The organism is Streptomyces sp. NP-1717 (genome assembly GCF_022695985.1).
In the GTDB taxonomy this organism is placed as follows: Bacteria; Actinomycetota; Actinomycetes; order Streptomycetales; family Streptomycetaceae; genus Streptomyces.
Window position 1 is genome coordinate 1 of the sequence record NZ_JAAPBF010000020.1, and the last position, 26,888, is coordinate 26,888.

General features: G+C 70.2%; 27 protein-coding genes. 11 read left to right on the top strand and 16 right to left on the bottom strand.

Features of this window, described 5'->3' with window-relative positions; all coding sequences use genetic code 11:
- Positions 1 to 287: 287 nt before the first annotated feature.
- Positions 288 to 929 (bottom strand): DNA-3-methyladenine glycosylase, encoded by a 642-nt coding sequence (locus GXP76_RS06750; protein WP_242570503.1) that lies wholly within the window; start codon positions 927 to 929, stop codon positions 288 to 290.
- A gap of 85 nt (positions 930 to 1,014) precedes the next feature.
- Here GXP76_RS06750 and GXP76_RS06755 point away from each other — a divergent pair, with 85 nt between their 5' ends.
- From GXP76_RS06755 to GXP76_RS06765, 3 genes are all read left to right on the top strand, one after another.
- Entirely contained in the window at positions 1,015 to 1,797 is a 783-nt protein-coding gene (locus GXP76_RS06755; protein ID WP_242570504.1) for a sporulation protein, read from the top strand.
- A gap of 89 nt (positions 1,798 to 1,886) precedes the next feature.
- Positions 1,887 to 2,426 carry a YbhB/YbcL family Raf kinase inhibitor-like protein gene (locus GXP76_RS06760; RefSeq protein ID WP_242570505.1) on the top strand — a complete coding sequence of 180 codons (540 nt, stop codon included), beginning with the start codon at positions 1,887 to 1,889 and terminating at the stop codon, positions 2,424 to 2,426.
- A gap of 188 nt (positions 2,427 to 2,614) precedes the next feature.
- On the top strand, positions 2,615 to 3,127 hold the full coding sequence (locus GXP76_RS06765; protein WP_078078023.1) for an HNH endonuclease: 513 nt from the start codon (positions 2,615 to 2,617) through the stop codon (positions 3,125 to 3,127).
- Positions 3,128 to 3,221: 94 nt separating this feature from the next.
- Here the strand turns inward: GXP76_RS06765 and GXP76_RS06770 are convergent, their stop codons facing one another.
- The 4 genes from GXP76_RS06770 to GXP76_RS06785 all read right to left on the bottom strand — a co-directional run bounded on the left by GXP76_RS06770 (position 3,222) and on the right by GXP76_RS06785 (position 6,554).
- Positions 3,222 to 3,989, bottom strand: a complete 768-nt coding sequence (locus tag GXP76_RS06770; protein WP_242570506.1) for a sulfite exporter TauE/SafE family protein — start codon at positions 3,987 to 3,989, stop codon at positions 3,222 to 3,224.
- A 183-nt stretch (positions 3,990 to 4,172) separates the two neighbouring features.
- A complete protein-coding gene (locus tag GXP76_RS06775; RefSeq protein WP_078078021.1) occupies positions 4,173 to 5,102 on the bottom strand; it encodes an SPFH domain-containing protein in 930 nt (309 codons plus the stop codon).
- 133 nt (positions 5,103 to 5,235) lie between these two features.
- Positions 5,236 to 5,664: an NfeD family protein gene (locus tag GXP76_RS06780; RefSeq protein WP_242570507.1), complete on the bottom strand. Its 429-nt coding sequence runs from the start codon at positions 5,662 to 5,664 to the stop codon at positions 5,236 to 5,238.
- A gap of 98 nt (positions 5,665 to 5,762) precedes the next feature.
- Complete coding sequence (locus tag GXP76_RS06785; protein WP_242570508.1) at positions 5,763 to 6,554, bottom strand: ABC transporter ATP-binding protein; 792 nt, start codon at positions 6,552 to 6,554, stop codon at positions 5,763 to 5,765.
- Between the two features lie 124 nt (positions 6,555 to 6,678).
- Between GXP76_RS06785 and GXP76_RS06790 the strand changes: the two genes are divergently transcribed.
- Positions 6,679 to 7,467, top strand: coding sequence for a hypothetical protein (locus tag GXP76_RS06790; protein ID WP_242570509.1), 789 nt, complete (start codon positions 6,679 to 6,681; stop codon positions 7,465 to 7,467).
- 103 nt (positions 7,468 to 7,570) lie between these two features.
- Here the strand turns inward: GXP76_RS06790 and GXP76_RS06795 are convergent, their stop codons facing one another.
- The 3 genes from GXP76_RS06795 to GXP76_RS06805 form a co-directional block, all read right to left on the bottom strand.
- On the bottom strand, positions 7,571 to 7,816 hold the full coding sequence (locus tag GXP76_RS06795; RefSeq protein ID WP_147871995.1) for a chaplin: 246 nt from the start codon (positions 7,814 to 7,816) through the stop codon (positions 7,571 to 7,573).
- Between the two features lie 176 nt (positions 7,817 to 7,992).
- Positions 7,993 to 8,640: a response regulator transcription factor gene (locus tag GXP76_RS06800; protein ID WP_078078017.1), complete on the bottom strand. Its 648-nt coding sequence runs from the start codon at positions 8,638 to 8,640 to the stop codon at positions 7,993 to 7,995.
- Positions 8,633 to 9,778, bottom strand: coding sequence for a GAF domain-containing sensor histidine kinase (locus GXP76_RS06805; protein WP_242570510.1), 1,146 nt, complete (start codon positions 9,776 to 9,778; stop codon positions 8,633 to 8,635). The genes GXP76_RS06800 and GXP76_RS06805 overlap by 8 nt, the downstream gene beginning before the upstream one ends.
- 201 nt (positions 9,779 to 9,979) lie before the next feature.
- Here GXP76_RS06805 and GXP76_RS06810 point away from each other — a divergent pair, with 201 nt between their 5' ends.
- Together GXP76_RS06810 and GXP76_RS06815 are read left to right on the top strand one after the other, a co-directional pair.
- Entirely contained in the window at positions 9,980 to 10,678 is a 699-nt protein-coding gene (locus tag GXP76_RS06810; RefSeq protein ID WP_242570511.1) for an SDR family oxidoreductase, read from the top strand.
- A 1,159-nt stretch (positions 10,679 to 11,837) separates the two neighbouring features.
- On the top strand, positions 11,838 to 12,584 hold the full coding sequence (locus GXP76_RS06815) for a transglycosylase SLT domain-containing protein (protein ID WP_242570512.1): 747 nt from the start codon (positions 11,838 to 11,840) through the stop codon (positions 12,582 to 12,584).
- Between the two features lie 159 nt (positions 12,585 to 12,743).
- Here GXP76_RS06815 and GXP76_RS06820 read toward each other — a convergent pair whose 3' ends face one another.
- Positions 12,744 to 15,356 (bottom strand): FHA domain-containing protein, encoded by a 2,613-nt coding sequence (locus GXP76_RS06820; protein WP_242570513.1) that lies wholly within the window; start codon positions 15,354 to 15,356, stop codon positions 12,744 to 12,746.
- Between the two features lie 282 nt (positions 15,357 to 15,638).
- On the opposite strand from GXP76_RS06820, the gene serB reads away from it, so the two are divergent.
- Entirely contained in the window at positions 15,639 to 16,871 is a 1,233-nt protein-coding gene (gene serB / locus GXP76_RS06825) for a phosphoserine phosphatase SerB (RefSeq protein ID WP_242570514.1), read from the top strand.
- Between the two features lie 124 nt (positions 16,872 to 16,995).
- On the opposite strand, the gene GXP76_RS06830 is transcribed toward serB, so the two are convergent.
- From GXP76_RS06830 to GXP76_RS06840, 4 genes are all read right to left on the bottom strand, one after another.
- Positions 16,996 to 17,514, bottom strand: a complete 519-nt coding sequence (locus GXP76_RS06830) for a histidine phosphatase family protein (protein WP_242570515.1) — start codon at positions 17,512 to 17,514, stop codon at positions 16,996 to 16,998.
- A 65-nt stretch (positions 17,515 to 17,579) separates the two neighbouring features.
- Complete coding sequence (locus GXP76_RS06835; RefSeq protein WP_078078010.1) at positions 17,580 to 17,786, bottom strand: hypothetical protein; 207 nt, start codon at positions 17,784 to 17,786, stop codon at positions 17,580 to 17,582.
- 288 nt (positions 17,787 to 18,074) lie between these two features.
- The gene (locus GXP76_RS35540; protein ID WP_023542633.1) at positions 18,075 to 18,191 is read right to left on the bottom strand and encodes an SGM_5486 family transporter-associated protein; all 117 of its coding nucleotides are present in this window, start codon (positions 18,189 to 18,191) and stop codon (positions 18,075 to 18,077) included.
- 17 nt (positions 18,192 to 18,208) lie between these two features.
- On the bottom strand, positions 18,209 to 19,507 hold the full coding sequence (locus tag GXP76_RS06840; RefSeq protein ID WP_242570516.1) for an MFS transporter: 1,299 nt from the start codon (positions 19,505 to 19,507) through the stop codon (positions 18,209 to 18,211).
- Between the two features lie 87 nt (positions 19,508 to 19,594).
- On the opposite strand from GXP76_RS06840, the gene GXP76_RS06845 reads away from it, so the two are divergent.
- Complete coding sequence (locus GXP76_RS06845) at positions 19,595 to 20,269, top strand: FadR/GntR family transcriptional regulator (RefSeq protein ID WP_242570517.1); 675 nt, start codon at positions 19,595 to 19,597, stop codon at positions 20,267 to 20,269.
- A gap of 29 nt (positions 20,270 to 20,298) precedes the next feature.
- Here the strand turns inward: GXP76_RS06845 and GXP76_RS06850 are convergent, their stop codons facing one another.
- The 3 genes from GXP76_RS06850 to fabG all read right to left on the bottom strand — a co-directional run bounded on the left by GXP76_RS06850 (position 20,299) and on the right by fabG (position 22,378).
- A complete protein-coding gene (locus tag GXP76_RS06850) occupies positions 20,299 to 20,730 on the bottom strand; it encodes a hypothetical protein (RefSeq protein ID WP_242570518.1) in 432 nt (143 codons plus the stop codon).
- Between the two features lie 153 nt (positions 20,731 to 20,883).
- Positions 20,884 to 21,654 carry an enoyl-ACP reductase FabI gene (gene fabI, locus GXP76_RS06855; protein WP_242570519.1) on the bottom strand — a complete coding sequence of 257 codons (771 nt, stop codon included), beginning with the start codon at positions 21,652 to 21,654 and terminating at the stop codon, positions 20,884 to 20,886.
- A gap of 4 nt (positions 21,655 to 21,658) precedes the next feature.
- Positions 21,659 to 22,378 (bottom strand): 3-oxoacyl-[acyl-carrier-protein] reductase, encoded by a 720-nt coding sequence (gene fabG / locus GXP76_RS06860; RefSeq protein ID WP_242570520.1) that lies wholly within the window; start codon positions 22,376 to 22,378, stop codon positions 21,659 to 21,661.
- Between the two features lie 189 nt (positions 22,379 to 22,567).
- Between fabG and GXP76_RS06865 the strand changes: the two genes are divergently transcribed.
- The 3 genes from GXP76_RS06865 to tyrS all read left to right on the top strand — a co-directional run bounded on the left by GXP76_RS06865 (position 22,568) and on the right by tyrS (position 26,829).
- The gene (locus tag GXP76_RS06865) at positions 22,568 to 24,091 is read left to right on the top strand and encodes a TldD/PmbA family protein (protein WP_242570521.1); all 1,524 of its coding nucleotides are present in this window, start codon (positions 22,568 to 22,570) and stop codon (positions 24,089 to 24,091) included.
- Positions 24,088 to 25,485, top strand: coding sequence for a metallopeptidase TldD-related protein (locus tag GXP76_RS06870; RefSeq protein WP_242570522.1), 1,398 nt, complete (start codon positions 24,088 to 24,090; stop codon positions 25,483 to 25,485). Before GXP76_RS06865 ends, GXP76_RS06870 begins: the two co-directional genes overlap by 4 nt.
- A 66-nt stretch (positions 25,486 to 25,551) precedes the next feature.
- Positions 25,552 to 26,829: a tyrosine--tRNA ligase gene (gene tyrS / locus GXP76_RS06875; protein ID WP_242570523.1), complete on the top strand. Its 1,278-nt coding sequence runs from the start codon at positions 25,552 to 25,554 to the stop codon at positions 26,827 to 26,829.
- The last annotated feature ends 59 nt before the right edge of the window (positions 26,830 to 26,888 follow it).

A 26,888-nucleotide genomic window follows, 5' to 3' on the forward strand; every position in this document is an offset into this window, starting at 1 on the left:
CCTTGCTGTCTTGCGTTCCCGACTCTATCAGAACCTTTCGGCGTCCGATTCCCGGTCGGCGGGAACGCTTTCAGATATCCGCTTTCGCGTTTCCCTTTCGGCGTGTTCACTACGTTAACCGATTCTCCGGGCGACTCATAATCGAGCCGATGAGTTCGAATTTCGGCATGCCGAAAGAGAACCCGTCAGGGGAGAATCGTAGGTAGTGGGTGGCCGCTGCGGGCTGCTGAAGAGACAAGACCCGTTGAAAGCGGCTCGGACTACGTTAGGGGTACCGACCCGGCGCGTCAAGTTGCCCGGCGGCGGGGAGTGTGTGCCCGGTACGGGCTCACCGTGGGGTCCCCGTCGATCCAGAACCGCCAGGGGTGCGGGGCGCCTTCGCCGCCCACGCCGGTGCGCGGGCCGTTACGTACCTGATCAGCCGGGGGTGGTGTGCCCGTGAGTACGGACAGGGGCGCGTCGTCGCCGGCGCAGACGTCCGTGCCGTTCAGGCCGCGGTCGACGTCCAGGCCGGTGGCCAACCGGGCCGGGCCTTTGGCCAGTTCCTTGTCGTGGCGGGCCGAGACACGTCGTTCCCGTACCTGCTCCCTCCCCTCCCGGACCTCACCGGCGCGCAGCAGCACACCGCTCGCCCGGCCCACGGGACCGCACACCAGGTTGAGGCAGTGCCACATCCCGTACGTGAAGTAGACGTACGCGTGACCGGGCGGGCCGAACATCACGTCGTTGCGGGCCGTCCGGCCGCGATAGGCGTGGGAGCCCGGGTCGATGTCGCCCGCGTACGCCTCCACCTCCGTGAGGCGGAGCTCGATGGTCCCCTCCGCCGTGCGGCGCAGGAGAGTTCGGCCGAGGAGGTCCGGGGCGACTTCCAGCACGGGGCGGTTGAAGAAGGCGCGGGGCAGCGGCGTACGGTCGGGGCGCTCGATCATGGCGTCCGAGCGTAGCGGGGGAACCGCCCGCGGTCGTGGCGCGTATGTAGACGCGTACAGAGGTCAGGATCCAGGAGGAGTGACTATGGGCTTCAAGAGGCTGCTCGCGAGCATGGGCGCCGGCGGGGCGTCCGTCGAAACCGAGCTGACCGAGCAGAACGTCGTGCCGGGCGGGGTCGTCCAGGGCGAGGTGCGTATCCAGGGCGGGGCGGTCGCCCAGCAGATCGAGGGACTCTCCGTCGGCCTCCAGGCGCGCGTCGAGGTCGAGGGCGGCGACCAGGAGGTCAAGCAGGACCTGGAGTTCGTCAAGCAGCGTCTGGGTGGTGCCTTCGAGGTGCAGGCCGGTGCGGTGCACGTGGTGCCGTTCGGGCTGGAGATCCCGTGGGAGACCCCGGTGACGAGCATCGCCGGACAGCAGCTGCACGGCATGAACATCGGTGTGACGACGGAGCTGGAGATCGCCCGGGCGCTGGACTCCGGCGACCTGGACCCGATCAACGTGCACCCGCTCCCCGCCCAGCAGGCCATCCTGGACGCCTTCATCAGCCTGGACTTCCGCTTCAAGAGCGCGGACATGGAGCGCGGGCACATCCGCGGTACGCGTCAGCGGCTGCCGTTCTACCAGGAGATCGAGTTCGTTCCGCCGCAGCGGTACCGCGGGCTCAACCAGGTGGAGCTGACGTTCGTCGCGGACGACCGCGAGATGGACGTCATCCTGGAGATGGACAAGAAGCCGGGCCTCTTCAGTGAGGGCAGCGACTCGTTCCGCGCGTTCAAGGTGGGTCTGCACGACTTCCAGGGAACCGACTGGCCCGCCTACCTCAACCAGTGGATCGCCGACGTCGGCGGACGTCGTAACTGGGCCTGATGTCTGTCCCCATCTAGTCTCGGCTTCGGAAGGCCGTCGGGCCGCGGTTCGTGGCCCGGCGGCGTGAAGCCGAAACCGGAGGTTCAGTAGTGACCGAGGCGAAGAGGGCTCCGCTCCCTCACGACTTCCTGCCGCCCGTGCCGTCCTTCACCGTGGTGAGCGACGACATCGCGCCCGGCGCGGTCCTGAAGGACGCCCAGGTCTTCGCGGCGGGGAACACGTCGCCGCATCTGCGGTGGGAGGGGTTCCCCGCGGAGACGAAGAGTTTCGCGGTGACGTGTTTCGACCCCGACGCGCCGACCGGGAGCGGTTTCTGGCACTGGTCGCTGTTCGACATCCCGGTGTCGGTCACCGAGTTGCCGACGGGCGCGGGCTCCGGCTCGTTCGAGGGGCTGCCCAAGGGCGCCGTTCACGCCCGTAACGACTACGGGTCGAAGGACTTCGGGGGCGCCGCTCCCCCGGAGGGCGATCCCGCGCACCGCTACGTGTTCACGGTGTACGCGGTGGACAGCGACGCGCTGGGACCGGATTCGGATGCCTCGCCGGCCGTGGTCGGGTTCAATCTGCGGTTCCACACGCTGGCGCGTGCGCAGCTGATCGGTGAGTTCACCGCTCCGGCGGCCGGCTGAGCGTTCAGCTGTTGTTTGCCCTGCCCTGGTCTTGGAGAGATCAGAGCAGGGCATTTTTTTGTTGCGGGGGTATTGGGGTCGTCCCCGGAACTCGGATCGGCGGATATTGCGTTGTCCATCCTGGCGCGCCCGGCCAGAGTTGATCCCAGCCCGCCGTCCGGCGGGGCGGCACACGGGAGGTGGGCGGGATGCGGGACACGCTGGTACTGAATGCGAGCTTCGAGCCGCTGTCGACGGTGACACTCAACCGTGCGGTGGTGCTGGTCCTTCAGGACAAGGCCGTCGTCGAGCAGTCCCACCCCGGTCTGCGGGTGCGCGCGGCAGCGGTGGATCTCCCGGTGCCCCGGGTGATCAGGCTCTGCCGGTACGTACGGGTGCCGTTCCGAAGACAGGCTCCGTGGTCGAGGCGTGGGGTGCTGATACGCGACCAGCACCGGTGCGCGTACTGCGGCCGGCGCGGGACGACCGTGGACCATGTGGTGCCGCGGTCGCGTGGTGGTGCGGACAGCTGGCTCAATACCGTCGCTTCGTGTGCCGAGGACAATCACCGCAAGGCCGACCGGACGCCGGAACAGGCGGGAATGCCGCTGCTGTACGAGCCGTTCGTGCCGTCTCCGGCCGACGCGATGCTGTTGGCGCTGCGGGCCGGTGAGCGCTCGACGCTGCCGCAGTGGCTGGCGGGGGTCGGTACGGCCGCGTAGCCGTCGGAGGGGACGTCGGGGCGGACATCGGTCTTCATCGGATTTCCTGGTCGGGCGGGCCGTGTGTGCGGCCCGCCCGACGGCCGTGGACGCGTCAGCGCGTGACGAGCTGGACGACGGCCACCGTGCCGACGACCACGATCAGCCCGCGCAGCACCGCGGGCGACAGCCGTCTGCCGACCTTCGCGCCGATCTGGCCGCCGATCGCGGAGCCCACGGCGATGAGCACGACCGCCGTCCAGTCGAAGTGCGCCACGAAGAGGAAGAACACCGCCGCGATGGTGTTGACGACGGCGGCGAGGACGTTCTTGACGGCGTTGAGCCGCTGCATCTCGTCGTCGATCAGCATGCCCATCAGGGACATGTAGATGATTCCCTGGGCGGCCGTGAAGTAGCCCCCGTAGATGCTGGCGGTCAGTACGCCGCCGACGAGCAGCGGGCCGCCGTCGGTCTTGGTCATGACGTTCTTGCGCTCGCGGCGGCGCTGGACGGTCTTGGAGAGCCGGGGCTGGAGGATCACCAGCACGAGGGCGAGGCTGACGAGGACCGGCACGATCGTCTCGAAGGCGGTCGAGGGCAGGGAGACGAGCAGGATCGCCCCGCAGAGGCCGCCGCAGACGGCGGCGGCTCCCAGGCGCAGGACGCGGCGGCGCTGTCCGGTGAGTTCCGCGCGGTAGCCGATGGCTCCGCTGACGGCGCCCGGTATCAGGCCGAGTGCGTTGGAGACGGTGGCGGTGACGGGGGGCATGCCGGTCGCGAGCAGTACGGGGAACGTGATCAGGGTGCCCGACCCGACCATGGCGTTGATGGTTCCGGCGCAGGTGCCCGCGACGAAGACGGCGAGCATCTCCCAGATGGTCACGCGGTACGCCCCTCGGTGATCGGTGGTTTCTGCACCGATCATGCCCGACTCCGGACGGTGTCCCGTACCGCGGGCAGGGTCCCGTACGACGAGGTGGTGCGTCGCGTACGGGACCGTGGCCCACGGGCCGGTCCGCGCGCGTCGGTCCGCTCGGATCGGCCCGCGTGAACCGGCGCGCGCCGGTCAGTCGAGCGGCGGCTGCTGGCGCCGCTCCTTGCCGGTGTTGAAGCCCGGTACGCCGGCGCCGAGGTTGTCGAACGCGCCGCTGAGTCCCTTGAGCGCGTCGCCGATCTCGCTGGGCACGATCCAGAGCTTGTTGGCGTCGCCCTCGGCGATCTTGGGGAGCATCTGGAGGTACTGGTAGGCGAGGAGCTTCTGGTCGGGGTCTCCGGCGTGGATGGACTCGAAGACCGTACGGATGGCCTGGGCCTCGCCCTCGGCGCGCAGGGCGGCCGCCTTGGCCTCACCTTCGGCCCGCAGGATCGCCGACTGCTTCTCGCCCTCGGCGGTCAGGATCGCCGACTGCCGGATGCCCTCGGCGGTGAGGATCGCGGCGCGCTTGTCGCGGTCCGCGCGCATCTGCTTCTCCATCGAGTCCTGGATGGAGGTCGGCGGCTCGATGGCCTTGAGCTCGACGCGGTTGACGCGGATGCCCCACTTGCCGGTGGCTTCGTCGAGGACTCCGCGCAGGGCCGCGTTGATCTCCTCGCGGGAGGTGAGGGTCCGCTCCAGGTCCATGCCGCCGATGATGTTGCGCAGCGTGGTGACGGTGAGCTGTTCGATCGCCTGGATGTAGCTGGCCACCTCGTACGTCGCGGCGCGGGCGTCGGTGACCTGGTAATAGATGACGGTGTCGATGTTGACGACCAGGTTGTCCTGGGTGATCACCGGCTGGGGCGGGAAGGGGACGACCTGTTCACGGAGGTCGATGCGGTTGCGGATCGAGTCGATGAACGGGACCACGATGTTCAGGCCCGCGTTGAGCGTGCGGGTGTAGCGCCCGAAGCGCTCCACGATGGCGGCGCTCGCCTGCGGGATGACCTGGATCGTCTTGATCAGGGCGATGAATACAAGCACCACCAGGATGACCAAGACGATGATGATTGATGGCATCGCGTTCCTACTGCCCTTCGCTGCCGGACTGCCGGACTGTCAGATGATCTAGTTTCGCAGAACACGCCTGCGTGTGCGGCCGGTTCGGCCTGGTTGGCTCAGTTCGGACGGCGTACGCGGATGTGGCGGGCGCTCACATCACCACTGCGGTCGCGCCGTCGATGTCGGCGACATCGACCTTCTCCCCCGGTTCAAAGACCTGTTCGGAGTCGAGGGAGCGTGCGGACCAGATCTCACCGGCGAGTTTGATCCTGCCGCCGGCGCTGTCGACCCGTTCCAGGACCACGGCCTGACGTCCCTTCAGGGCGTCGATTCCCGTGGCGAGGCGGGGAGTTCGGGGGCCTTGTCTGGCCGCGAGTGGCCGTACGACGGCGATGAGGGCGACCGAGACCGCCACGAAGACGAGGACCTGCGCCACGATTCCGCCACCGAGGGCCGCGACGACGGCACCGGACACCGCGCCCGCGGAGAACATCCCGAACTCGGGCATCGCCGTCAGGACGAGCGGAATTCCCAGTCCCACGGCCGCGATCAGCCACCACACCCATGCTTCGATTTCCACAACCCTCATGGTAGGGCGGCGAGTCCGGTCCGGACAGGGGTGCGATCAGGTCATATGGGGCGCGCGTGCGCCAGGGGGGCCGCCGGGGGTCCGGGAGGTCAGCGAAGGGGCAGACCGCGGGCGGACCAGCGGTCGTTGGCCTGCTCGACGATGAGCGGGAGGCCGAAGCAGAGGGAGAGGTTACGGGACGTCAGCTCGGTCTCCATGGGTCCCGCGGCGAGGACCTTGCCCTGGCGGATCATCAGGACGTGCGTGAATCCGGGGGCGATCTCCTCGACATGGTGGGTGACCATGATCATGGAGGGGGCGTACGGGTCCCTGGCGAGCCGCCCGAGCCGGCGTACGAGATCTTCCCGGCCGCCGAGGTCGAGACCGGCGGCGGGCTCGTCCAGGAGCAGCAGTTCGGGGTCGGTCATCATCGCGCGGGCGATCAGGGTGCGCTTGCGCTCGCCCTCGGAGAGCGTGCCGAACCTGCGGTCCAGGTACTCGGTCATGCCGAGCCGGTCGAGGAAGGCACGGGCTCGCCGCTCGTCGACCTCGTCGTAGTTCTCGTGCCAGGTGGCGGTCATGCCGTACGCGGCGGTGAGGACGGTCTCCAGCACGGTCTGGCGCTTGGGCAGCTTCTCGGCCATGGCGACTCCGGCCATGCCGATGCGGGGGCGGAGCTCGAAGACGTCGACCTTGCCGAGCTTGTCGCCGAGGATCTTGACCTTGCCCTTGGAGGGGAAGAGGTAGCTGGACGCGAGGTTGAGGAGGGTGGTCTTTCCGGCGCCGTTGGGGCCGAGGATGACCCAGCGTTCGCCTTCCTTGACGGACCAGGAGACGTCGTCCACCAGAGCGCGGCCGTCGCGGACCACGGATACGTCCACCAGCTCCAGTACATCGCTCATGAGCGCGTTGTCTCCCCATGCTGTCTTGAGATCTGGCATGCGCCTGTGGGCGCAGCTCCACAGGGAAAACCTACGCCACCGGTCCGGCGGTCAACTCCTTAGGTCCGTTCCCTAGGCTGGGGCCATGCTTCTGGAACCACGCTCAGGACTGTTGGCGGCCTGGGGAAATGCCCTCCTTGCCGGTTTCGTATCGCCGGACGACGCCGTGCTCGCGATCGTCGGGACGGACGCGGTGCACCGGGTGGCCGGGCTGCCGGGTGAGACGGGGCCGGTCGGGCTGACGCTGGCGCTCGGCCGGCTGCGGGCGCTCGGGGTGACCGGGTACCGGGTGGCGCTTCCGGCGCCGGGGCATCCGCTGGGGCTCAGCGGGCCGCCGGAGTTCAACGCCCGCGCGCTGGAGGCGGAGGAGGCGGTGGTCGCCTCGGGGGCGGCGTACGGGCTGGTGCCCGAGGTGTCGGCGGTGGGGCCCGAGGGCGACCTGCATGTGGAGGTGGTCTGGCACTGTCTGCCGGTGCGGGAGGCGCCGCCGGCGGACGTACCGTCGCTGGGTGAGGCGGAGCGGGAGCTGGCCGAGGCGCTGCGGGACGCGACGGAGGTGCTGTCGCGGCTGGACGTCGCGGGGTCGGGGCCGGTGGCCGAGGCGGCGCTGGACGCGTACCGGGCGCGGGCGGAGCGTGGCCGTGAGGTGCTCGCTCCGGGCTATCCGCCGCGTGCGGTACGGGTGCTGGAGCTGGCGCAGCGGGTGGGTCTGCTGGTCGCGCTGGCGCGGGAGAACGGGCACGGCGGGGCGGTGAGCGCGTCGGAGATGGCGGCGCGGGGTGAGGCGCTGCGGCCGGTGGAGCGGGTGTCGAGGCGGGCTCAGGTGGCGGCGTACAACGCGTATGTGGAGGAGTTGGACCGCGGGCCGCGCTGAAGAGGTGCCGGGGGTTGTGACATTCGGCACGGCCCCGGTGTCCGTCGCCGAGGACGGACACCGGGGCCGCGAAGCGCCTGGACGGCGTGGGGCGGGCGGTGGATCAGCCGTTGAGGCCGCCGTTGCCGAACGCCGGGTTGAGGACGCCGATCACGTTGACCGTGTTGCCGACCGCGTTCACGGGGATGTGGATCGGGGCCTGGACCAGGTTGCCCGAGCCGACGCCCGGCGAGTGCACGGCCTTGCCGTCGGCGTGGGCGCCGTCGGTGGCGAAGGCGGCACCGGAGCCGGCGGCGACGAGGCCACCGGCGATCATGGTGAGGGCGGCTGCCTTCTTGAGGTTGTTCATTTTCAGGATCCTCCATCGCAAGGGCCGCGGCGGTACTCCGCGGCTCGCCATGGAGAACGCCCGGACGCCGCCGGGGATACGCCGTGTGAGTGACATACACCCGACGGTATGAATCTCAGATCGGAAGACGACATTCCGAATCGGCGGTGGAGAGGTTCCGGGGGCCTGGTCCGCGCTCAGCCCGTGATCCCGTGCCGTACGGCCCACAGCGCGGCCTGTGTGCGGTCGGCGAGGTCGAGCTTCATCAGGATGTTCGAGACATGCGTCTTGACGGTCTTCTCCGAGAGGACGAGCGCGCGGGCGATCTCCCGGTTGGAGCGGCCGTCCGCGATCAGGGTGAGCACTTCGCGCTCCCGGTCGGTGAGCGAGGACCCCCTGCCGTGTCCCGTGCCGGGGTCGTCCTGGGCCAGCAGGGCACCCGCCACCTCCGGCTGGAGCAGGACATGACCGGCGTGCACGGAGCGGATGGCGCCGGCCAGCGCCTCCGGGTCGACGTCCTTGTAGACGTAGCCGGCCGCCCCCGCACGCAGCGCGGGCACCACCGTGCGCTGCTCGGTGAAGCTCGTGACGATCAGCACCTTGGCGGGGTTGGCCAGATCGCGGAGCTTGCGCAGCGCCTCGATGCCGTCGGTGCCGGGCATCTTGATGTCCATCAGGACGACGTCCGGGCGCAGCTCCTCCGCACCGGCCACGCCCTCGTCGCCGTCGGACGCCTCGCCGACGACCTCTATGTCGTCCTGGATCTCCAGGAAGGTGCGCAGTCCGCGCCGGACCACCTGGTGGTCGTCCACCAGCAGCACGCGGATTCTCCTGTTGTCAGCCACCGGGCACTTCCATCTCGATCGTGGTGCCCTGTCCGGGCGCCGATTGCACGGTCAGCCTGCCGCCCACACCGCTCGACCTGTCCCGCATCGAGACGAGCCCGAGGTGGCGGCCGGCCCTGCGGACGGCCCTCGGTTCGAAGCCCTTGCCGTTGTCGGTGACGCTGAGGACCGCGCCCGGGCCACGGGGGGCGATGGAGACGTCGACACGGTCCGCGCCGGAGTGGCGCAGCGCGTTGTGGAGCGCTTCCTGGGCGACGCGCAGCATCGCCTCCTCCTGTGCGGCGGGCAGGGCCCGTACCCCGCAGCTGTCGAAGGTGACCTGTGCGGCGTGCGCGCGGTCGAGCACCTGGGTGTGGGTGCGCAATGTATGGACGAGGCCGTCCTCGTCGAGGGCCGCGGGGCGCAGCTCGACGACCGCGGCGCGCAGTTCGTCGGCGGCCTCGGCGGCGAGGTCGGCGACCTGTTGCAGTTCGCCCTTGGCCCGTGCCGGGTCGCGGTCTATGAGGCTGGCCACGGCCTGGGCGGTGAGGCGCAGCGAGAAGAGTTTCTGGCTGACCGCGTCGTGGAGTTCGTGGGCGAGCCGGGAGCGTTCCTCGGCGATGGTCAGTTCCCGGCTGCGCTCGTACAGCCCGGCGTTGGTGAGGGCAATGGCGGCGTGCTGGGCGAGGATGCCGAGGAGTTCCTCGTCCTCCTCGGTGAATCCGCAGCCGCCGACGGGCTTGGGGCAGCGCTTGTTGGCGAGGAAGAGGATGCCGATCGTCTGCTCGCCGTCGCGGATGGGCAGGCCGAGGAAGTCGGACATGTCGGGGTGGGCGCCGGGCCAGCCGCCGAAGCGGGGGTCCTTCTTCACGTCGGCGAGCCGCTCGGGCCGTGCCTCGTGGAGCATCGCCGCGAGGATGCCGTGCTGGCGCGGGAGCGGGCCGATGGCCCTCCACTGCTCGTCACTGACGCCGTCGACCACGAACTGGGAGAAGCCGCCGTGGTCGTCGGGGACGCCGAGCGCCGCGTACTCGGCGTCGAGCAGTTCGCGGGCGGAGGCGACGATCGTCTTCAGGACGTCCCGTACTTCCAGATGTCTGCTCATCGCCAGGAGTGCGGTGCTCACGGCGGCGAGCCCGGAGCTCGGTCGATGGCTCATGGCCTCACCGTACCGGCGGGCGGGAGTGGCCGGATCGGGCCTGAGGCGCAGTGGGACGAGGGCCAACGGCCTAGGCCGAAGTGCCTCGCCGCGCCGGGACTCGCGCCCGAGGCGGCGGGGCGCCCGTCCTTTCTACGTTGAGGACAGCGGCCCTCGGCGACGTCGTCCGGAGCCGACCCGAGGCGAGACGGAGGGGACGCCATGCCGGTAGCGATCATCACGGGAGCTTCCAAGGGGCTGGGGCGCGCGCTCGGCGGCGCGCTCGCGCGCGAGGGCTGGGACCTGGTGCTCGACGCCAGGACGGCGGGCCCGCTGGCGGAGGCGGCGGCGGAGATCCGGGCGCACGGGACGCGGGTGACGGCGGTCCCGGGGGATGTGACCGATCCCGTCCACCGCGCGGAGCTGGTCGCGGCGGCGGCCGGGCTCGGCGGGGTCGATCTGCTGGTGAGCAACGCGAGCGCGCTGGGCGCCGAGCCGCTCGTACGGCTGGACGCGCTTGCGCTCGACGGGCTGCGGGCCGCGCTGGAGACGAACGTGGTGGCGGCGCTCGGGCTGGTGCAGGAGGCGCTGCCGCTGCTGCGGGCGGGCGGCGCGGGCACGGTGATCGCCGTCAGTTCGGACGCGGCGGCGGAGGCGTACGAGACGTGGGGCGGGTACGGGGCGTCGAAGGCCGCGCTCGACCATCTGGCGGCCGTGCTCGCCGTGGAGGAGCCGCAGCTGCGGGTGTGGACGGTCGACCCGGGCGACATGCAGACGGATCTGTACGCGGCGGCGGTGCCGGACGACGCCGAACCGCGCCCGGAGCCCCGCTCCGTGGTGCCGGGCTTCCTGCGGCTGCTGCGTCAGCGGCCGAGGAGCGGCCGCTACTCGGCGACGTCGTTACTGGGAGTGGCGTCCTGACGGGCGCGGCGCGCGCCGGAACGGCGCGGCGCGGCCCGGGCGTGACGACGTCCGGCTCCTGTTGGCCGCGGCACGGGGGCGTCACACCACGCATGTCCGGGGAGCTGGCGGGCAGCTGCCAGCTGCGGTCGACGGCGGCAGGGCGGGTAGCGGCTGGTCGTCCCCTTCGCCACGCGGGGTGACGGCGTCCCGGCCCTGAGCGGCCGTACGCCTGCCGGGCGGCGAGGGCCTCGGGCAGGAGGAGCCGCTGGACCCGGCGGGCACCCGGCTGTGGCGGGCGCGCGGAGCGGGACCAGCCGCTCTTCGCCCTCCCTGCCTGACGGCTCCGGCTCAGGGAGTCGCCGCCGCACCCCCAGCGCTTCGAGGCCCCGGCGACGACGACCACGGGCGGACCATCGCTGTCGGAACGACGGCCGTACGCGCCCCGGAGCCGACGCCCGGCGCCCGACTGGACGGACCCGGTGGCCCCCGGCGCGGGGGTACGTGCCCTGAACGGGCCGCCCAGCCCGAGAAGAAGATCGTCGGAGGCGGGACGACCGCCGTACGCGCCCCGGAACCGGCGCCCGACCCGGCAATCTCATCCGGCTGGACGGACCCGCTGGTCACCCCCGGCGCGGGGTACGTGCCCTGAACGGGCCGCTGACCGCGCCGCACCAGCCCGAGAAGGCAATCGCCGGCCAAGGCGGACCATCGCCGGCGGGACGGGACGACCGCCGTACCCCACCCGGCCGGACGCCGCCCCGGCGCGGCGGTGCGCGCCGGGGGCGCGCCGCGGCGGCGCGCGGTCGTGCGGGGGCTGTACCGCGCCTCTCCCTCTGGCACGAGCTCGGCGACGCCCACCTCGTCCTGCCGTGGGAGACCACTCACTCTCTGAGTTGCGTCAGCAACTTCGGGTGAAACGGACACCCGCCCCATGTGACGCCGCACATAGGACCCACATCACTTACGAAGGTATGTAGTGGACATAAAGACCGGCATAAGCATGCCCTGACCGGGTAGCGGGATGTCCCTTTTGCAACCCTTTCAACTATCACGGGTCGTACATCCCACCTTTGCCACATGTTTTTGCTGCCGCTAAGAATTGCACCCGTCGCCGCCGAGAAGAAGGCATCAGGCCGACCGGCCACCGCGACTCCCGCTATTCGAAGAGGTATGTCGTATGACCGCGTCCAGCACCACTGGCAACCGTCTGAAGAAGAGCCACAAGCTCTCGATCGCCGGCGTGACAGCAGTCGCCGCCGCGGCCGTCAGCTTCTCCCTGATCCCGGGCAACGCCTCCGCCGAGTCCAAGAGCAAGGATGTGGCCGCCTCCGTGTCCACCGCCCCGGTGGCCTGGAACATCGCGAACGGCAGCGGCCAGGCCGCAGCCGTCCACGAGAGCCTGACCAAGCAGAACAACATCGCCGACCGCGTCGCGGAGATTCACGCGAAGCAGGGTTCGGCGGCGACGGTCAAGGCCGACGCCAAGGACAAGACCGCCGCCGAGAAGAAGGCCGACGCCAAGGCCAAGGCGTCGGCGAAGGCCAAGAAACGCGCGGCCGAGAAGGCCAAGGCGAACCGCTCCGCCGACCGCAAGCCCACCTACGCCAACAACCTGAACGGATGGATCAAGGAAGCCCTGTCCATCATGAAGAAGGAGAAGATCCCCGGCACGTACGAGGGTCTGCACCGCAACATCATCCGTGAGTCCAGTGGCGACCCGCGTGCGATCAACAACTGGGACATCAACGCCAAGAACGGCGTCCCGTCGATCGGCCTGCTCCAGGTCATCAAGCCGACCTTCGACACGTACCACGTCAAGGGCACCCCGCACAGCCAGTACCACCCGGTCGCCAACATCGTCGCCGCGGCCAACTACGCCGCCGACCGTTACGGCTCGATCGACAACGTCGACAGCGCCTACTGAGCCGCCGCACGACCGTCCCCGCAAGGCCGTAGGGGCAATGAAGCCCCTACGAGCACGCGCACCACGCGCGCCACAGACTCGTACAGACGCCGGTGGGCGGCACCCCGCGAAGGGGTGCCGCCCACCGGCGGCGTACGTGCTCCGTGTCGAGCGGCCGCGTTACTTGCGCATGACCTCCGGCTCGTGGCGGCGCAGCAACCGCGCCACCACGACCCCGCACACGGCGCCGATGAGCAGCAGGACCGTGATGTTGAATCCCCACTGCCCGATCGAGTGGTCCCAGAGCGGGTCCAGGTCGTTGGGGGCCTTGGGGTCCCACGGCGGCATCAGATGCGCCAGGTCGAGGGTCGAGCCGGTGCCGGCGATCGCCCAGCGCGAGGGCATCAGCCAGGCGAACTGCTCCAGGCCGGGCGAACCGTAGACCTGGAAGAGCGTGCCGGTGAAGACGACCTGGACGATCGCGAACATGACCAGCAGCGGCATGGTCTTCTCGGCGGTCTTCACCAGCGAGGAGATCACCAGACCGAACATCATCGACGTGAAGCCGAGGGCGATGATGACGATGCACATCTCGACGGCCGGCGGCATGATCAGGCCCTCGTCGGGCAGCGCGCGGGGCGCGAAGCCGATGCCGCAGATGATGACGCCCTGGAAGGCCGTGATCACACCGAGCACGATGACCTTGGACATCAGGTACGCGGAGCGGGAGAGGCCGGTGGCCCGTTCCCGTTCGTAGATCACCCGTTCCTTGATCAGTTCTCGTACGGAGTTCGCGGCACCCGAGAAGCACATGCCGACCGCGAGGATCAGCAGGATCGTCCCGGCCTTGCCGTTGAACCTGGCCGGTGCCTCCGGCGGCCCCAGACCGTACTCCGCCGGTATCACGACGCTCACGATGCCGAGGACGGCGGGCAGTATCACCATCAGGCCGAGGAAGCCCCGGTCGGAGGCGATGACCGAGGAGTAGCGGCGGATCAGCGTCCACAGCTGGGAGCCCCAGCTCTGCGGCTTCGGCGGGCGCATCTGCTGCGGCGTCGGCATGTGGACGGACTGCGCGGCGACGGCGTCGATGTCGGCGGCGTACATCTGGTAGTGCTGCGAGCCGCGCCAGCGGCCCGCCCAGTCGTAGTCGCGGTAGTTCTCGAACGCCGAGAAGACGTCGGCCCACGTGGTGTAGCCGAAGAAGTTGAGCGCTTCCTCCGGCGGTCCGAAGTACGCGACCGAGCCGCCGGGCGCCATGACGAGCAGCTTGTCGCAGATCGCCAGCTCGGCCACGGAGTGGGTGACGACGAGGACGGTACGGCCGTCGTCGGCGAGGCCGCGCAGGAGCTGCATGACGTCGCGGTCCATGCCCGGGTCGAGACCGGAGGTGGGCTCGTCCAGGAAGATCAGCGACGGCTTGGTCAGCAGTTCGAGGGCGACCGAGACACGCTTGCGCTGGCCTCCGGAGAGCGAGGTGACCCGCTTCTCCTTGTGGATGTCGAGCTTCAGCTCGCGCAGCACCTCGTCGATGCGCGCCTCGCGCTCGGACTCGGCGGTGTCACCGGGGAAGCGGAGCTTGGCGGCGTACTTGAGCGCCTTCCGTACGGTCAGCTCCTTGTGCAGGATGTCGTCCTGCGGGACCAGACCGATGCGCTGGCGCAGTTCGGCGAACTGCTTGTACAGATTCCTGTTGTCGTACAGGACGTCGCCCTCGTTGGCGGGCCGGTAGCCGGTGAGCGCCTTGAGGAGCGTGGACTTTCCGGAGCCCGAGGGGCCGATGACCGCGATGAGCGACTTCTCGGGGACACCGAAGGAGACGTCCTTGAGGATCTGCTTGCCGCCGTCGACCGTCACCGTGAGGTGGCGGGCGGAGAAGGAGACCTCACCGGTGTCGACGAACTCTTCGAGCCGGTCGCCGACGAGCCGGAAGGTCGAGTGGCCGACGCCCACGATGTCGTTCGGGCCGATGAGCGCCGTACCGGACTTGGGGATCGGCTGGCCGTTGACGTACGTGCCGTTGTGGGATCCGAGGTCACGGATCTGGAAACGGCCGTCGGGCGTCGAGGTGAACTCGGCGTGCAGCCGGGAGACCTGGAGGTCGGAGACGACCAGTTCGTTCTCCAGCGCACGGCCGATGCGCATCACCCGGCCGAGGGCCACCTGGTGGAAGGTGGTCGGACTGCGGTCCCCGTACACCGGCGGCGCCCCCGCCGCGCCACCGGAGCCGGGACCGCCCTGACCGCCGGCGCCGGGGCCGTGCGGCCCTCCGTGCTGCGGCGGTACGTAGCCGTGCTGGGGCTGCTGCTGTTGGTGCTGGGGTGGCGGCTGCTGCCAGCCCTGCTGCTGGGGCGGCTGCTGCTGGGGCGCCCAGCCGGGGGCGCCCTGTGCCTGCGGCTGCGCGTGCTGCACCTGCGGTGCCTGCGGTGCCTGCGCCTGTGGCGCGTGGGCCTGCTGGGGCGCGCCCTGCGGGTTGTGCGCACCGGCCGCCGCGCCGCTCAGATTCAGCCGCGGTCCGTCGGTCGCATTGCCGAGATGTACGGCGGTACCGGGGCCGATTTCCATCTGGTGGATCCGCTGACCCTGGACATAAGTGCCGTTGGTGCTGCCGTGGTCCTCAATTACCCAACCACGGCCTCCCCAGCTGATGGTGGCGTGACGCCACGAGACCCGTGCGTCGTCGATCACGAGGTCGCCCTGCGGATCACGCCCCAGGGTGTACGACCTGGACTGATCGAGCGTCCAGGTCCTTCCGTTCAGTTCAAGTACGAGTTCCGGCACTCCATGCCCCACTAGTTGTCCCCCGGGTTGCTCCCATCACAGGGAGTCTAGGGATGGCGAACATCGGGGGGAACTATTTCAGGCCCGCCCCCTTATACGAAAGTCGGGCCTCGGGAAAGAGCGCAAAATCCCGTAAGTGGCATGGCGAAACGTAAGTGAACAGTCTCAAAACCCTCAACCGGGACTCGTGTCCCACGGCTCATTCCGTGGCACGCCCGTGGCCTACTCGTGGCATGTCCGGTACGCGGGACGCCAGGTCGCCCCACGCGTCACTCCCGATACGGTGGAATCACCATGAGCGCATCGCAGCCCCGTCAGACCACTGACGCCGCCCCCACTCTTCTCGTCAAGATCTTCGGGAAAGACCGCCCGGGGATCACCGCCGGCCTCTTCGACACCCTCGCCGCCTACTCGCTCGACGTCATAGACATCGAGCAGGTCGTCACCCGTGGCCGTATCGTCCTGTGCGCGCTCGTCACCTCGCCGGGTAGCGACGGCGGCGCCGAGGGCGAACTGCGCGCGACCGTCCACAGCTGGGCCGAGTCCCTGAAGCTCCAGGCCGAGATCATCTCCGGGACCGGCGACAACAGGCCGCGCGGCAGCGGCCGTTCCCATGTCACCGTGCTCGGGCATCCGCTGACCGCCGAGTCGACAGCGGCCATCGCCGCCCGCATCACCTCGACCGGCGGGAACATCGACCGTATCTTCCGGCTGGCGAAGTACCCCGTCACCGCCGTGGAGTTCGCGGTGTCGGGCACCGAGACCGAACCGCTGCGCACGGCGCTGGCGACCGAGGCCGCCGAGATCGGGGTGGACGTCGCCGTCGTCTCGGCCGGGCTGCACCACCGGGCGCAGCGGCTGATCGTGATGGACGTCGACTCGACCCTCATCCAGGACGAGGTCATCGAGCTGTTCGCCGCGCACGCGGGGTGCGAGGAGCAGGTCGCCGAGGTGACGGCCCGGGCCATGGCCGGGGAGCTGGACTTCGAGCAGTCGCTGCACGCGCGCGTGGCGCTGCTCGCCGGGCTCGACGCGTCGGTGGTGGAGAAGGTACGTACCGAGGTACGCCTCACGCCCGGCGCCCGCACCCTGATCCGTACGCTCAAGCGGCTCGGCTACCAAGTGGGCGTCGTCTCCGGCGGGTTCACCCAGGTGACCGACGCGCTGAAGGACCAGCTCGGGCTGGACTTCGCCTCGGCGAACACCCTGGAGATAGTGGACGGGAAACTCACCGGCCGGGTCGTGGGCGAGATCGTCGACCGGGCGGGCAAGGCCAGGCTGCTGCGCCGGTTCGCCACCGAGGCCGGGGTGCCGCTGTCCCAGACCGTGGCGATCGGCGACGGCGCGAACGATCTCGACATGCTGAACGCGGCCGGGCTCGGGGTCGCCTTCAACGCCAAGCCGGTGGTCCGCAGGGCCGCGGACACGGCGGTGAACGTGCCGTTCCTGGACACGGTGCTCTATCTGCTGGGCATCACACGCGAAGAGGTCGAAGAGGTGGAGGGGGCCGAGGGCCCGTCCGTCTGAGCCCGCCCGCCGTCTGTACGCACCCGGCACGAAGCCCCGGCACGCACACCGTGCCGGGGCTTCGTCGTCAAGGCAGTTGGGGCGGTCGAAGGAGCTGACGGGTCGGGGCAAGGAGGGGAACCGGTCAGTCGTGCGGGGCCCAGTATTCGAGCAGTGTCCCCACGTCGGGCTCCACGGTCTTCCACGAGCCGGTGAAAGCGATGACGGCGAACGCCGAGGTCGGGAACGCGCTCGCGGTCATGCGGCCCAGCGCGTCACCCTCGGCACGGGCCGAGAGGGCGTCGGCGAGGGCGTGCATACCGGGGTTGTGGCCGATCAGAAGGAGGTCGTTCACCTCGTCCGACGTCTCGGTGAGCAGCGCCAGGAGATCGCCGAGCGTCGCGTCGTACAGCCGGTCCTCGTACACGGTCCTGGGGCGCTGAGGCAGTTCGTGCACCGCCAGCTTCCAGGTCTCGCGCGTGCGGGCCGCCGTCGAACAGAGAGCCAGGTCGAACGCGATACCGGTCTCCGCGAGCCGGCGGCCGGCCACCGGGGCGTCCGCGCGGCCTCGCTCGGCGAGCGGCCTCTCGTGGTCGGCCACGTCGGGCCAGTCGGCCTTCGCGTGCCGGAGTAGGACAATCCTGCGGGGTGTTTCGACGCTCATGCATCCCAGCTTCGCACGAAATGCGCCGTCAGGCGCGGGGTGTTGGAGGGGTGACCCGCCCCGGACTACCGGGCGAGGGTCTGCTGGATCTGGTGCACGACCCGGCCGACGCCCGGGTCGCCCGCGGCGGCGTTGGCCTGCCCGGGACCGGCCATCAGCAGCAGAAGCGCGGCGAACGCGATCGCGGGGAGCGCGATGGCCCACCAGGGGAGACGGATCTCGACGGTGTCGGGGGACGGGCGGTGGGACCGGGTGTGCGTAGGGGCCGCCATGGCCGCCTCCGTATGTCTGCGGTTGAGGTAGCTCAAAGCTACGGATCAGCCGCCCCCGCTCCCATCCGGAGACCCACCCACTTGACCCTGACCCTGGCCCCCTAGGGGAGGGTGGTGCCAGCACCACCCCGGCCGCCCTGGAACTCTCGGGCGAGTGAGCCGAAGGGCGCGCCCCCGTCGAAAGGGAGAGCGCGCGGAGGCCCCGAGGAACGCGGGGCTGAGCACGGTCGACCGCCGACAGGGGCTTGAAGCGCCCGGAGGCGAACCGAGCCCCGAGAAAGGAGGGGCTCAGGGCGAGGCGATCGAGGCGATGACGGCGATCACGACCATGATGCCGATGATCGTGCCGAACATCAGCAGCAGTTTCTTCTGGCCGTTCTGGGGATTCGGGTCAAGGACTGGCATGCGTCCAGTTTCTCATCTCAGCACTCGTCCTCGATCGTCCGGTCCCGGCCCGCCACGACCCCCAGCACGATCTGCGGCACCATCAGCCCCGCCATCAGCGTGATCGGCAGCTCCCAGCCGCCGCTGTGCTGGTAGAGCACGCCCACCAGCAGCGGCCCGGGAATGGAGATCAGATAGCCGGTGCTCTGCGCGAACGCGGACAGCCGTACGACCCCGGGGCCGGTCCTCGCGCGCATGCCGATCATCGTGAGCGCGAGCGGGAAGGCGCAGTTGGAGATGCCCAGCAGGAGCGCCCACAGCCAGGCCCCGGCGGCGGGCGCGAGGAAGAGGCCCGCGTATCCGGTCAGACCGCAGGCGCCGAGGGCGATGACGATCGGGCCCTGGTTCCTCATCCGGGTGGCCAGCCGCGGGATCACGAAGGCGAGCGGGACACCCATCACCATGGTGACCGCGAGCAGCAGCCCCGCCGTACCGGCCGGGACCCCCGCGTCGCGGAAGATCTGCGGCATCCACCCCATGGTGATGTAGGCGCCCGTGGCCTGGAGGCCGAAGAACGTGCCGAGCGCCCAGGCGGTGGGGCTGCGGGCGATCCTCGGGGCCGGCGCGGGGGCCGGCGCCTGCTTCCGCTCCTCCTCGCCGCCGGCCGTGGTCGCGGCGCTCCTCCGGTCGCGTACGAGGAGCGCCGCCCAGGGCAGTACGGCGACGGCCGCGACGACGGCCCACAGACCGAGACCCAGACGCCAACTGCCGCCCAGCGCGGCGGTCATGGGGACGGTCGCGGCGGCGGCCACCGCCGTTCCGGCGGACAGCGACATGGAGTAGAGGCCGGTCATGGTGCCGACCCGGTCGGGGAAGTACCGCTTGACGATCACCGGCATCAGCACGTTGCTGACGGCTATGCCCATCAGCGCGAGCGCGCTCGCCGCGAGGAAGGCGGCAGTGCCGTTGGTGAAGGGGCGTATCAGCAGACCGGCCGTGATGGCCACCATGCCGGCGCAGACGACCGCGCCGGGACCGAAGCGGCGGGCCAGGCGCGGGGCCGTGACGCCGAAGACGGCGAAACAGAGGGCCGGGACGGAGGTGAGGACCCCGGCGACGCTGCCGCTCATATGGAGTCCGGCGCGGACGTCTTCGAGCAGGGCCCCGAGGCTGGTGATGGCGGGGCGGAGATTGACGGCGGCGAGGACGAGTCCGACGACGAGCAGCCGGGTCAGCCACACGGTCGTCCGGGGTGACGGGGACGGTGCGGGAGAATCGGCGGGCGCGGGCGCGATGTCCTCCCGGGGCGTGAGCGGGGTCGTGGTCTCGTCAAGCATGGAGCCATCATAGAATCATGGGATGATTGGTTGTCCAATCCCGCGACAGCCGACTCCGTCGTCCCGGCACCGAGAACCTGGAGCACCATGGCCCTGACCTCCCCCCGGCGATCCGCGCTCTCCGATCAGGTGATCACCGAGCTGCGGACCCAGATCACGTCGGGCGAGTGGCCGGTGGGCTCGCGCATCCCGACCGAGCCCGAGCTGGTCGAGCAGCTGGGGGTGGCCCGCAACACCGTCCGCGAGGCGGTCCGCGCGCTGGCGCACAACGGGCTCCTGGACATCCGGCAGGGCTCGGGCACCTATGTCGTCGCCACCAGCGAACTTGCGGGGGTGATGCACCGCCGGTTCGCCGACGCCGACGCCCGGCACATCGCGGAGGTGCGCTCCACCCTGGAAGCGTCGGCGGCGCGGCTGGCGGCCGAGCGGCGTACGGAGCGGGAGATGCGGCAGCTGGAGACGCTGCTGGCGCGCCGCGAGGAGGCGTGGGCCGGCGGGGACGCCGAGCTGTTCGTGGCCGCCGACGCGACCCTGCACCTCGCGGTGGTCTCGGCCTCGCACAACGAGGTGCTCACCGCGCTCTACGCGGACCTGAGCGAGCTGATGCGCGACGGACTGCGCGCCGATGTGGGACGCGAGCTGCGGCCGGCGTTCCATCTGGACCACGCGCGGCTGGTGGCGGCGATCAGGGCCGGGGACAAGGAGACGGCGGGCGCGGAGGCGGCGAGCCACGCGTTCACGTGTCTGCGCGAAACAGCCTGAGCCCGCCCGACCGCCTCACCCGGGCGGGCTCAGGGCTCGACGCGGGCGTGGCTGACCCAGGCCGAGTCGACTTCCTTCCAGCAGCGTCCGGTGAGCCGGACGTGGCGCGCGGGCCCGGCCTCCGTGGGGGCGCTGTCGGAGTCGACATCCCACCAGCGCGCGCACTCCACGTGCAGCCGGAGGCGGTCGGTCCCGGGGTACGGGTTGTGGCAGTGCGCGGTCACCGACGAGCCCTCGATCGTCGTACGGCAGGAGGCCCCGAACGGGTCGCGGCCACGGCCGCCGCGGCCGCCGCCGGCATCCGCCGCCGCCCGCCCGACAGTGCCGGCGTCCGCCACCGACGTCCTGTTCCTCACCGGGGGCGACGGGTCGTCCCGTACGACGGCGGTGACGGCGAGACCCAGCACGATCAGGACCGCCACGGTCAGCGAGGCGGCCACCTTGCGTGCTTTCCGGTACACAGCGACACCTCCTCCCCGATCAGTGTGCGGGGAGTCGTCACTGTTATCGACTCGGACGGCTACGTACGGTGAGCACTCACGTCCCACGACGCGAGGGAGCCGCGTGCCGCCCCCCGGCGGTCACGCGGCTCCCTCGATCCGTATCCGTCGCGGTCAGGCGCCCATCATGTGGACACCGCCGTCGACGTGGACGATCTCGCCCGTCGTCTTCGGGAAGAAGTCCGACAGCAGCCCGACGACACCGCGGCCCGTCGGCTCCGGGTCGGCCAGGTCCCAGCCGATCGGCGCGCGGTGGTTCCACACGTCGGCCAGGTCCTCGAAGCCCGGAATGGACTTGGCGGCCATCGACTTGATGGGACCCGCCGAGATGAGGTTGCAGCGGATGTTCCGGTCGCCCAGGTCACGCGCGAGGTAGCGGTTGGTGGATTCGAGCGCAGCCTTGGCGACGCCCATCCAGTCGTACTTGGGCCAGGCGAACTGCGCGTCGAAGGTGAGCCCGACGACCGAGCCGCCCCGCTCCATCAGCGGCAGACAGGCCATGGTCAGCGACTTGAGCGAGTACGCCGAGACATGCACCGCCGTGCCGACGTCCTCCCACTCCGCCTCCAGGAAGTTGAAGACGCCCTGCGGACCGAAGGCGATCGAGTGCACGACACCGTCGAGGCTCGCGCCCTCGCCCTGGTGCTCACGGATCTTGTCCGCGAGGGAGTCCAGGTGCTCCTGGTTGGTGACGTCCACCTCGATGACGGGGGCGGGCTTGGGCAGCCGCTTGGCGATGCGTTCGACGAGCGAGAGGCGCCCGTAGCCGGTGAGGATGACCTCCGCGCCTTCCTCCTGCGCGATCTTGGCGGCGTGGAAGGCGATGGAGGAGTCGGTGAGGACGCCGGTGATGAGAATGCGCTTGCCGGCGAGGATTCCACTCATGTGATCAGTGACCCATGCCCAATCCGCCGTCAACGGGAATGACGGCTCCAGTGATGTACGCGGCGTCGTCCGAGGCGAGGAAGCGAACCGCGGCCGCGACCTCCTCGGGCAGCGCGTAACGGCCGAGGGGGACATTGGCGACGATCTTCGCGCGCTGCTCGTCGGTGAGCACCTTGGTCATGTCGGTGTCGACGAAACCGGGCGCGACGACGTTGAAAGTGATGTTGCGCGAGCCGAGTTCACGGGCGAGCGAGCGGGCGAAGCCGACAAGCCCGGCCTTCGAGGCGGCGTAGTTCGCCTGGCCCGCCGAGCCGAGCAGCCCGACCACGGAGGAGATGAGCACGACGCGGCCGCGCTTGGCGCGCAGCATGCCGCGGTTGGCGCGCTTGACGACGCGGAAGGTGCCGGTGAGGTTGGTGTCGAGGACGGAGGTGAAGTCGTCCTCCGACATCCGCATCAGCAACTGGTCCTTGGTGACACCGGCGTTGGCGACCAGCACCTCCACGGGACCGTGCGTCTCCTCGATCTCCTTGTATGCCTGCTCCACCTGCTCGGCGTCGGTGATGTCGCACCGGACGGCGAGGGCACCCGCCTCCGTGAGGGCCTCGGGCGGTTCGCCCGTGCGGTAGGTGATGGCGACCTTGTCGCCGTTGCCGACGAAGGCCAGGGCAATGGCAAGGCCGATGCCCCGGTTTCCTCCGGTGACGAGAACGGAGCGGCTCAACGGAGCACCTTTCGTAGCTGTCTGGTCCTGGAGAACCTATCGGTCGATCCGCCGGTACGTGGACTCGGGCATTGACAGGGCCTCGGGACGGTCACTGTGGGGTCTCTACATAAACGCGGCGAAATTCCCCTCCGTACCGCATGATTCACTGCGGACACCTTTACCGAGGCGTGTGAAAGGGAGGCCGACGTGCCCCATGAGGTGGATCAGTCGTTTCTGGCACTGCCGCTGAGGGCGCTCGCCGACGCGGCGCTCGCCAGGGCGCGTGCGCTGGGTGCCGATCATGCCGACTTCCGGTTCGAGCGGGTACGGAGCGCGGCCTGGCGGCTGCGGGACGCCAAACCCGCCGGGTCCTCGGACTCGACCGACGTCGGGTTCGCGGTGCGGGTCGTGCACGGTGGCGCCTGGGGGTTCGCCTCCGGGGTCGATCTGACGATGGACGCGGCGGCCCGGGTCGCCGGACAGGCCGTGGCGATGGCCAAGTTGTCGGCGAAGGTGATCGCGGCGGCGGGTTCGGACGAGCGCGTGGAGCTGGCAGACGAGCCGGTGCACGCGGAGAAGACGTGGGTGTCGGCGTACGACATCGACCCGTTCGGGGTGCCGGACGAGGACAAGACCGGTCTTCTCGCGGAGTGGAGCGCGCGGTTGCTGCGCGGGGAGGGCGTCGCGCACGTGGACGCCTCGCTGCTGACCGTCCACGAGAACAAGTTCTACGCGGACACGGCGGGCACCGTCACCACGCAGCAGCGCGTCAGGCTGCACCCGCAGCTTTCGGCGGTCGCCGTGGACGGCGAGAGCGGCGAGTTCGACTCGATGCGCACGATCGCGCCCCCGGCCGGCCGGGGCTGGGAGTACCTGACGGGCACCGGCTGGGACTGGGACTCCGAGCTGGAGCGGATCCCGGCGCTGCTCGCCGAGAAGATGCGCGCGCCGAGCGTCGAGGCGGGGACGTACGACCTGGTCGTCGACCCGTCGAACCTCTGGCTGACGATCCACGAATCGATCGGGCACGCGACGGAGCTGGACCGGGCGCTGGGGTACGAGGCGGCGTACGCGGGCACGTCCTTCGCCACCTTCGACCAGCTGGGGAAGCTGGCGTACGGCTCGTCGATCATGAATGTGACGGGTGACCGGACGGCGGAGCACGGGCTGGCGACGATCGGGTACGACGACGAGGGCGTCGAGGCCCAGTCGTGGGACCTCGTCAAGGACGGCACGCTCGTCGGCTACCAGCTGGACCGGCGGATCGCGAAGCTCACGGGCTTCGACCGTTCCAACGGCTGCGCGTTCGGCGACTCCCCCGGCCATGTGCCGGTGCAGCGCATGGCGAACGTGTCGCTGAAGCCTGATCCTGGCGGGCTCGCCACGGAGGATCTGATCGGCGGTGTGGAGCGCGGGATCTATGTGGTCGGCGACCGTTCGTGGTCGATCGACATGCAGCGGTACAACTTCCAGTTCACCGGGCAGCGGTTCTTCCGGATCGAGAACGGCAAGCTGGCCGGGCAGTTGCGGGATGTCGCCTACCAGGCGACGACGACGGACTTCTGGGGCTCGATGGAGGCGGTCGGCGGACCGCAGACGTATGTGCTCGGCGGCGCCTTCAACTGCGGCAAGGCCCAGCCGGGCCAGGTGGCGGCGGTCTCCCACGGCTGCCCCTCGGCCCTGTTCCGCCGCGTGAACATCCTCAACACGACGCAGGAGGCCGGACGATGAACACGAGCAGCAGTGGCAAGCCGCACGAGATCGTCGAGCGGGCCCTCGCCCTGTCGGCCGCCGACGGCTGCGTGGTCATCGCGGAGGAGCGGTCGACCGCCAACCTGCGCTGGGCGGGCAACGCGCTGACGACGAATGGCGTGACCCGGGGCCGTACGCTCACCGTCATCGCGACCGTCGACGGCAAGGAGGGCACCGCCTCCGGTGTGGTGTCCCGGTCCGCCGTCACCGCCGAGGAGCTGGAGCCGCTGGTGCGCGCCGCCGAGGCCGCCGCCCGTGGCGCGGGTCCTGCGGAGGACGCCAGGCCGCTCGTCGAGGCGGGTGCGGCGTCGGAGGACTTCACCGACGGTCCCGCCGAGACGACGTCCGCGGTCTTCGCGGACTTCGCGCCCGCGCTCGGCGAGTCCTTCGCGCGTGCCCGGGCCGGCGGCCGTGAGCTGTACGGCTTCGCCAACCACGAGTACACGTCGACGTATCTCGGTACGTCCACGGGCGTACGGCTCCGGCATGACCAGCCCAACGGCACGCTGGAGCTGAACGCCAAGTCCCCCGACCGGTCGCGGTCGGCCTGGGCGGGGCGGGCGACGCGCGACTTCAAGGACGTGGACCCGGCGGCGCTCGACGCGGAGCTGGCGCGGCGCCTCGCCTGGGCGGAGCGCCGGATCGAGCTGCCGGCGGGCCGGTACGAGACGCTGCTGCCGCCCACCGCGGTGGCCGACCTGCTGATCTACCAGCTGTGGTCGTCGTCCGCGCGGGACGCCGCCGAGGGCCGGACGGTCTTCTCCAAGCCCGGCGGCGGCACCCGGGTCGGCGACACCCTCGCCGAGCTGCCGCTGTCGCTGCGCAGCGATCCGAACGAACCGGGCCTGGAATCCGCGCCGTTCGTGATCGCGCACGCGTCGGGCGACGACGCGTCGGTGTTCGACAACGGTCTGCCGCTCCTGGCGACCGACTGGGTACGGGACGGCAAGCTGGACCGGCTGATCACCACCCGGCACAGCGCTGAGCTGACCGGGCTGCCGCTGGCCCCTCCGGTGGACAATCTGATCCTGGACGGCGGCGGTGAGCGTTCGCTGGAGGAGATGGTCGCCGGCACCTCGCGCGGGCTGCTGCTGACCTGCCTGTGGTACATCCGCGAGGTCGATCCGGCGACGCTGCTGCTGACGGGGCTGACCCGGGACGGCGTCTATCTGGTCGAGGACGGCGAGGTCGTCGGCGAGGTGAACAACTTCCGCTTCAACGAGTCGCCGGTCGGTCTGCTGGCACGGGCGTCGGAGGCGGGACGGACGGAGAAGACGCTGCCGCGTGAGTGGGGCGACTACTTCACCCGGGCCGCGATGCCCGCCCTGCGGGTGCCCGATTTCAATATGAGTTCGGTCAGCCGGGGCGTATAACCTCGGGGGCGTTCCGTCGTCACGGACGGCGGAGTGACCTGACTCATCGAAGGAGACGCGAGAAACGTGACGGATATCGTCGACGAGCTGAGGTGGCGCGGGCTGATCGCCCTGTCCACCGACGAGGACGCACTGCGCAAGGCGTTCGCGGACGGCCCCGTCACGTTCTATTGCGGCTTCGACCCGACAGCGCCCAGCCTGCACCTGGGGAATCTGGTCCAGATCCTCACCATGCGCCGGATCCAGCAGGCGGGGAACCGTCCGCTGGGTCTGGTCGGCGGGGCGACGGGGCTGATCGGCGACCCCAAGCCGAACTCGGAGCGGACGCTCAACGAGCCCGAGGTCGTCGGTGAGTGGGTGGGGCGGCTGCGCGGGCAGATCGAGCGGTACCTGGACTTCGAGGGTCCGTACGCGGCGACCATGGTCAACAACCTGGACTGGACGTCGGGGCTGTCGGCGATCGGCTTCCTGCGGGACGTCGGGAAGTACTTCCGGGTCAACAAGATGATCGCGAAGGAGGCGGTCGCGCGGCGGCTGAACTCCGACGCGGGCATCAGCTACACCGAGTTCAGCTACCAGATCCTCCAGGGCATGGACTTCCTGGAGCTGAACCGGCGCTACGGCTGCACGCTCCAGACCGGCGGCAGTGACCAGTGGGGCAATCTGACGGCGGGCACGGACCTGATCCACCGGGTCGAGCCCGAGGCGTCGGTGCACGCGCTGGCGACTCCGCTGATCACCAAGGCGGACGGCACGAAGTTCGGGAAGACGGAGTCCGGCACGGTCTGGCTGGACGCCGGGCGCACGACACCGTACGCGTTCTACCAGTTCTGGCTGAACGCTGACGACCGGGACGTCTCCAAGTTCCTGCGGATCTTCAGCTTCAGGTCCCGTGCGGAGATCGAGGAGCTGGAGAAGCTGACCGAGGAGCGTCCGCAGGCCCGCGCGGCGCAGCGGGCGCTGGCCGAGGAGCTGACGACGCTGGTCCACGGCGCCGATCAGTGCGCCGGTGTGGTCGCGGCGTCGAAGGCGCTGTTCGGCCAGGGTGAGCTGACCGGGCTGGACGCGGCGACGCTGGCGGCGGCCCTGTCCGAGGTGCCGCACGCGCGGGTGGCCGAGCTGGTGCCGGTGGTGGATCTGCTGACGGAGGTCGGGCTGGCGCCGAGCAAGTCCGCGGCCCGTCGCACGGTGAAGGAGGGCGGGGCCTACGTGAACAACGTCAAGGTCACGGACTCCGAAGCCGTGCCGGACGCCGGGGAGTTGCTGCACGGGCGCTGGCTGGTGCTGCGCCGTGGCAAGAAGAACCTCGCCGCGGTCGAGGTCACGGCGGAACCGGTCTCCTGACCGGACGGCGGACCTCAGTGCCGTCACAGGACAGCGGTACGGCCCGGTACGCGTATGGC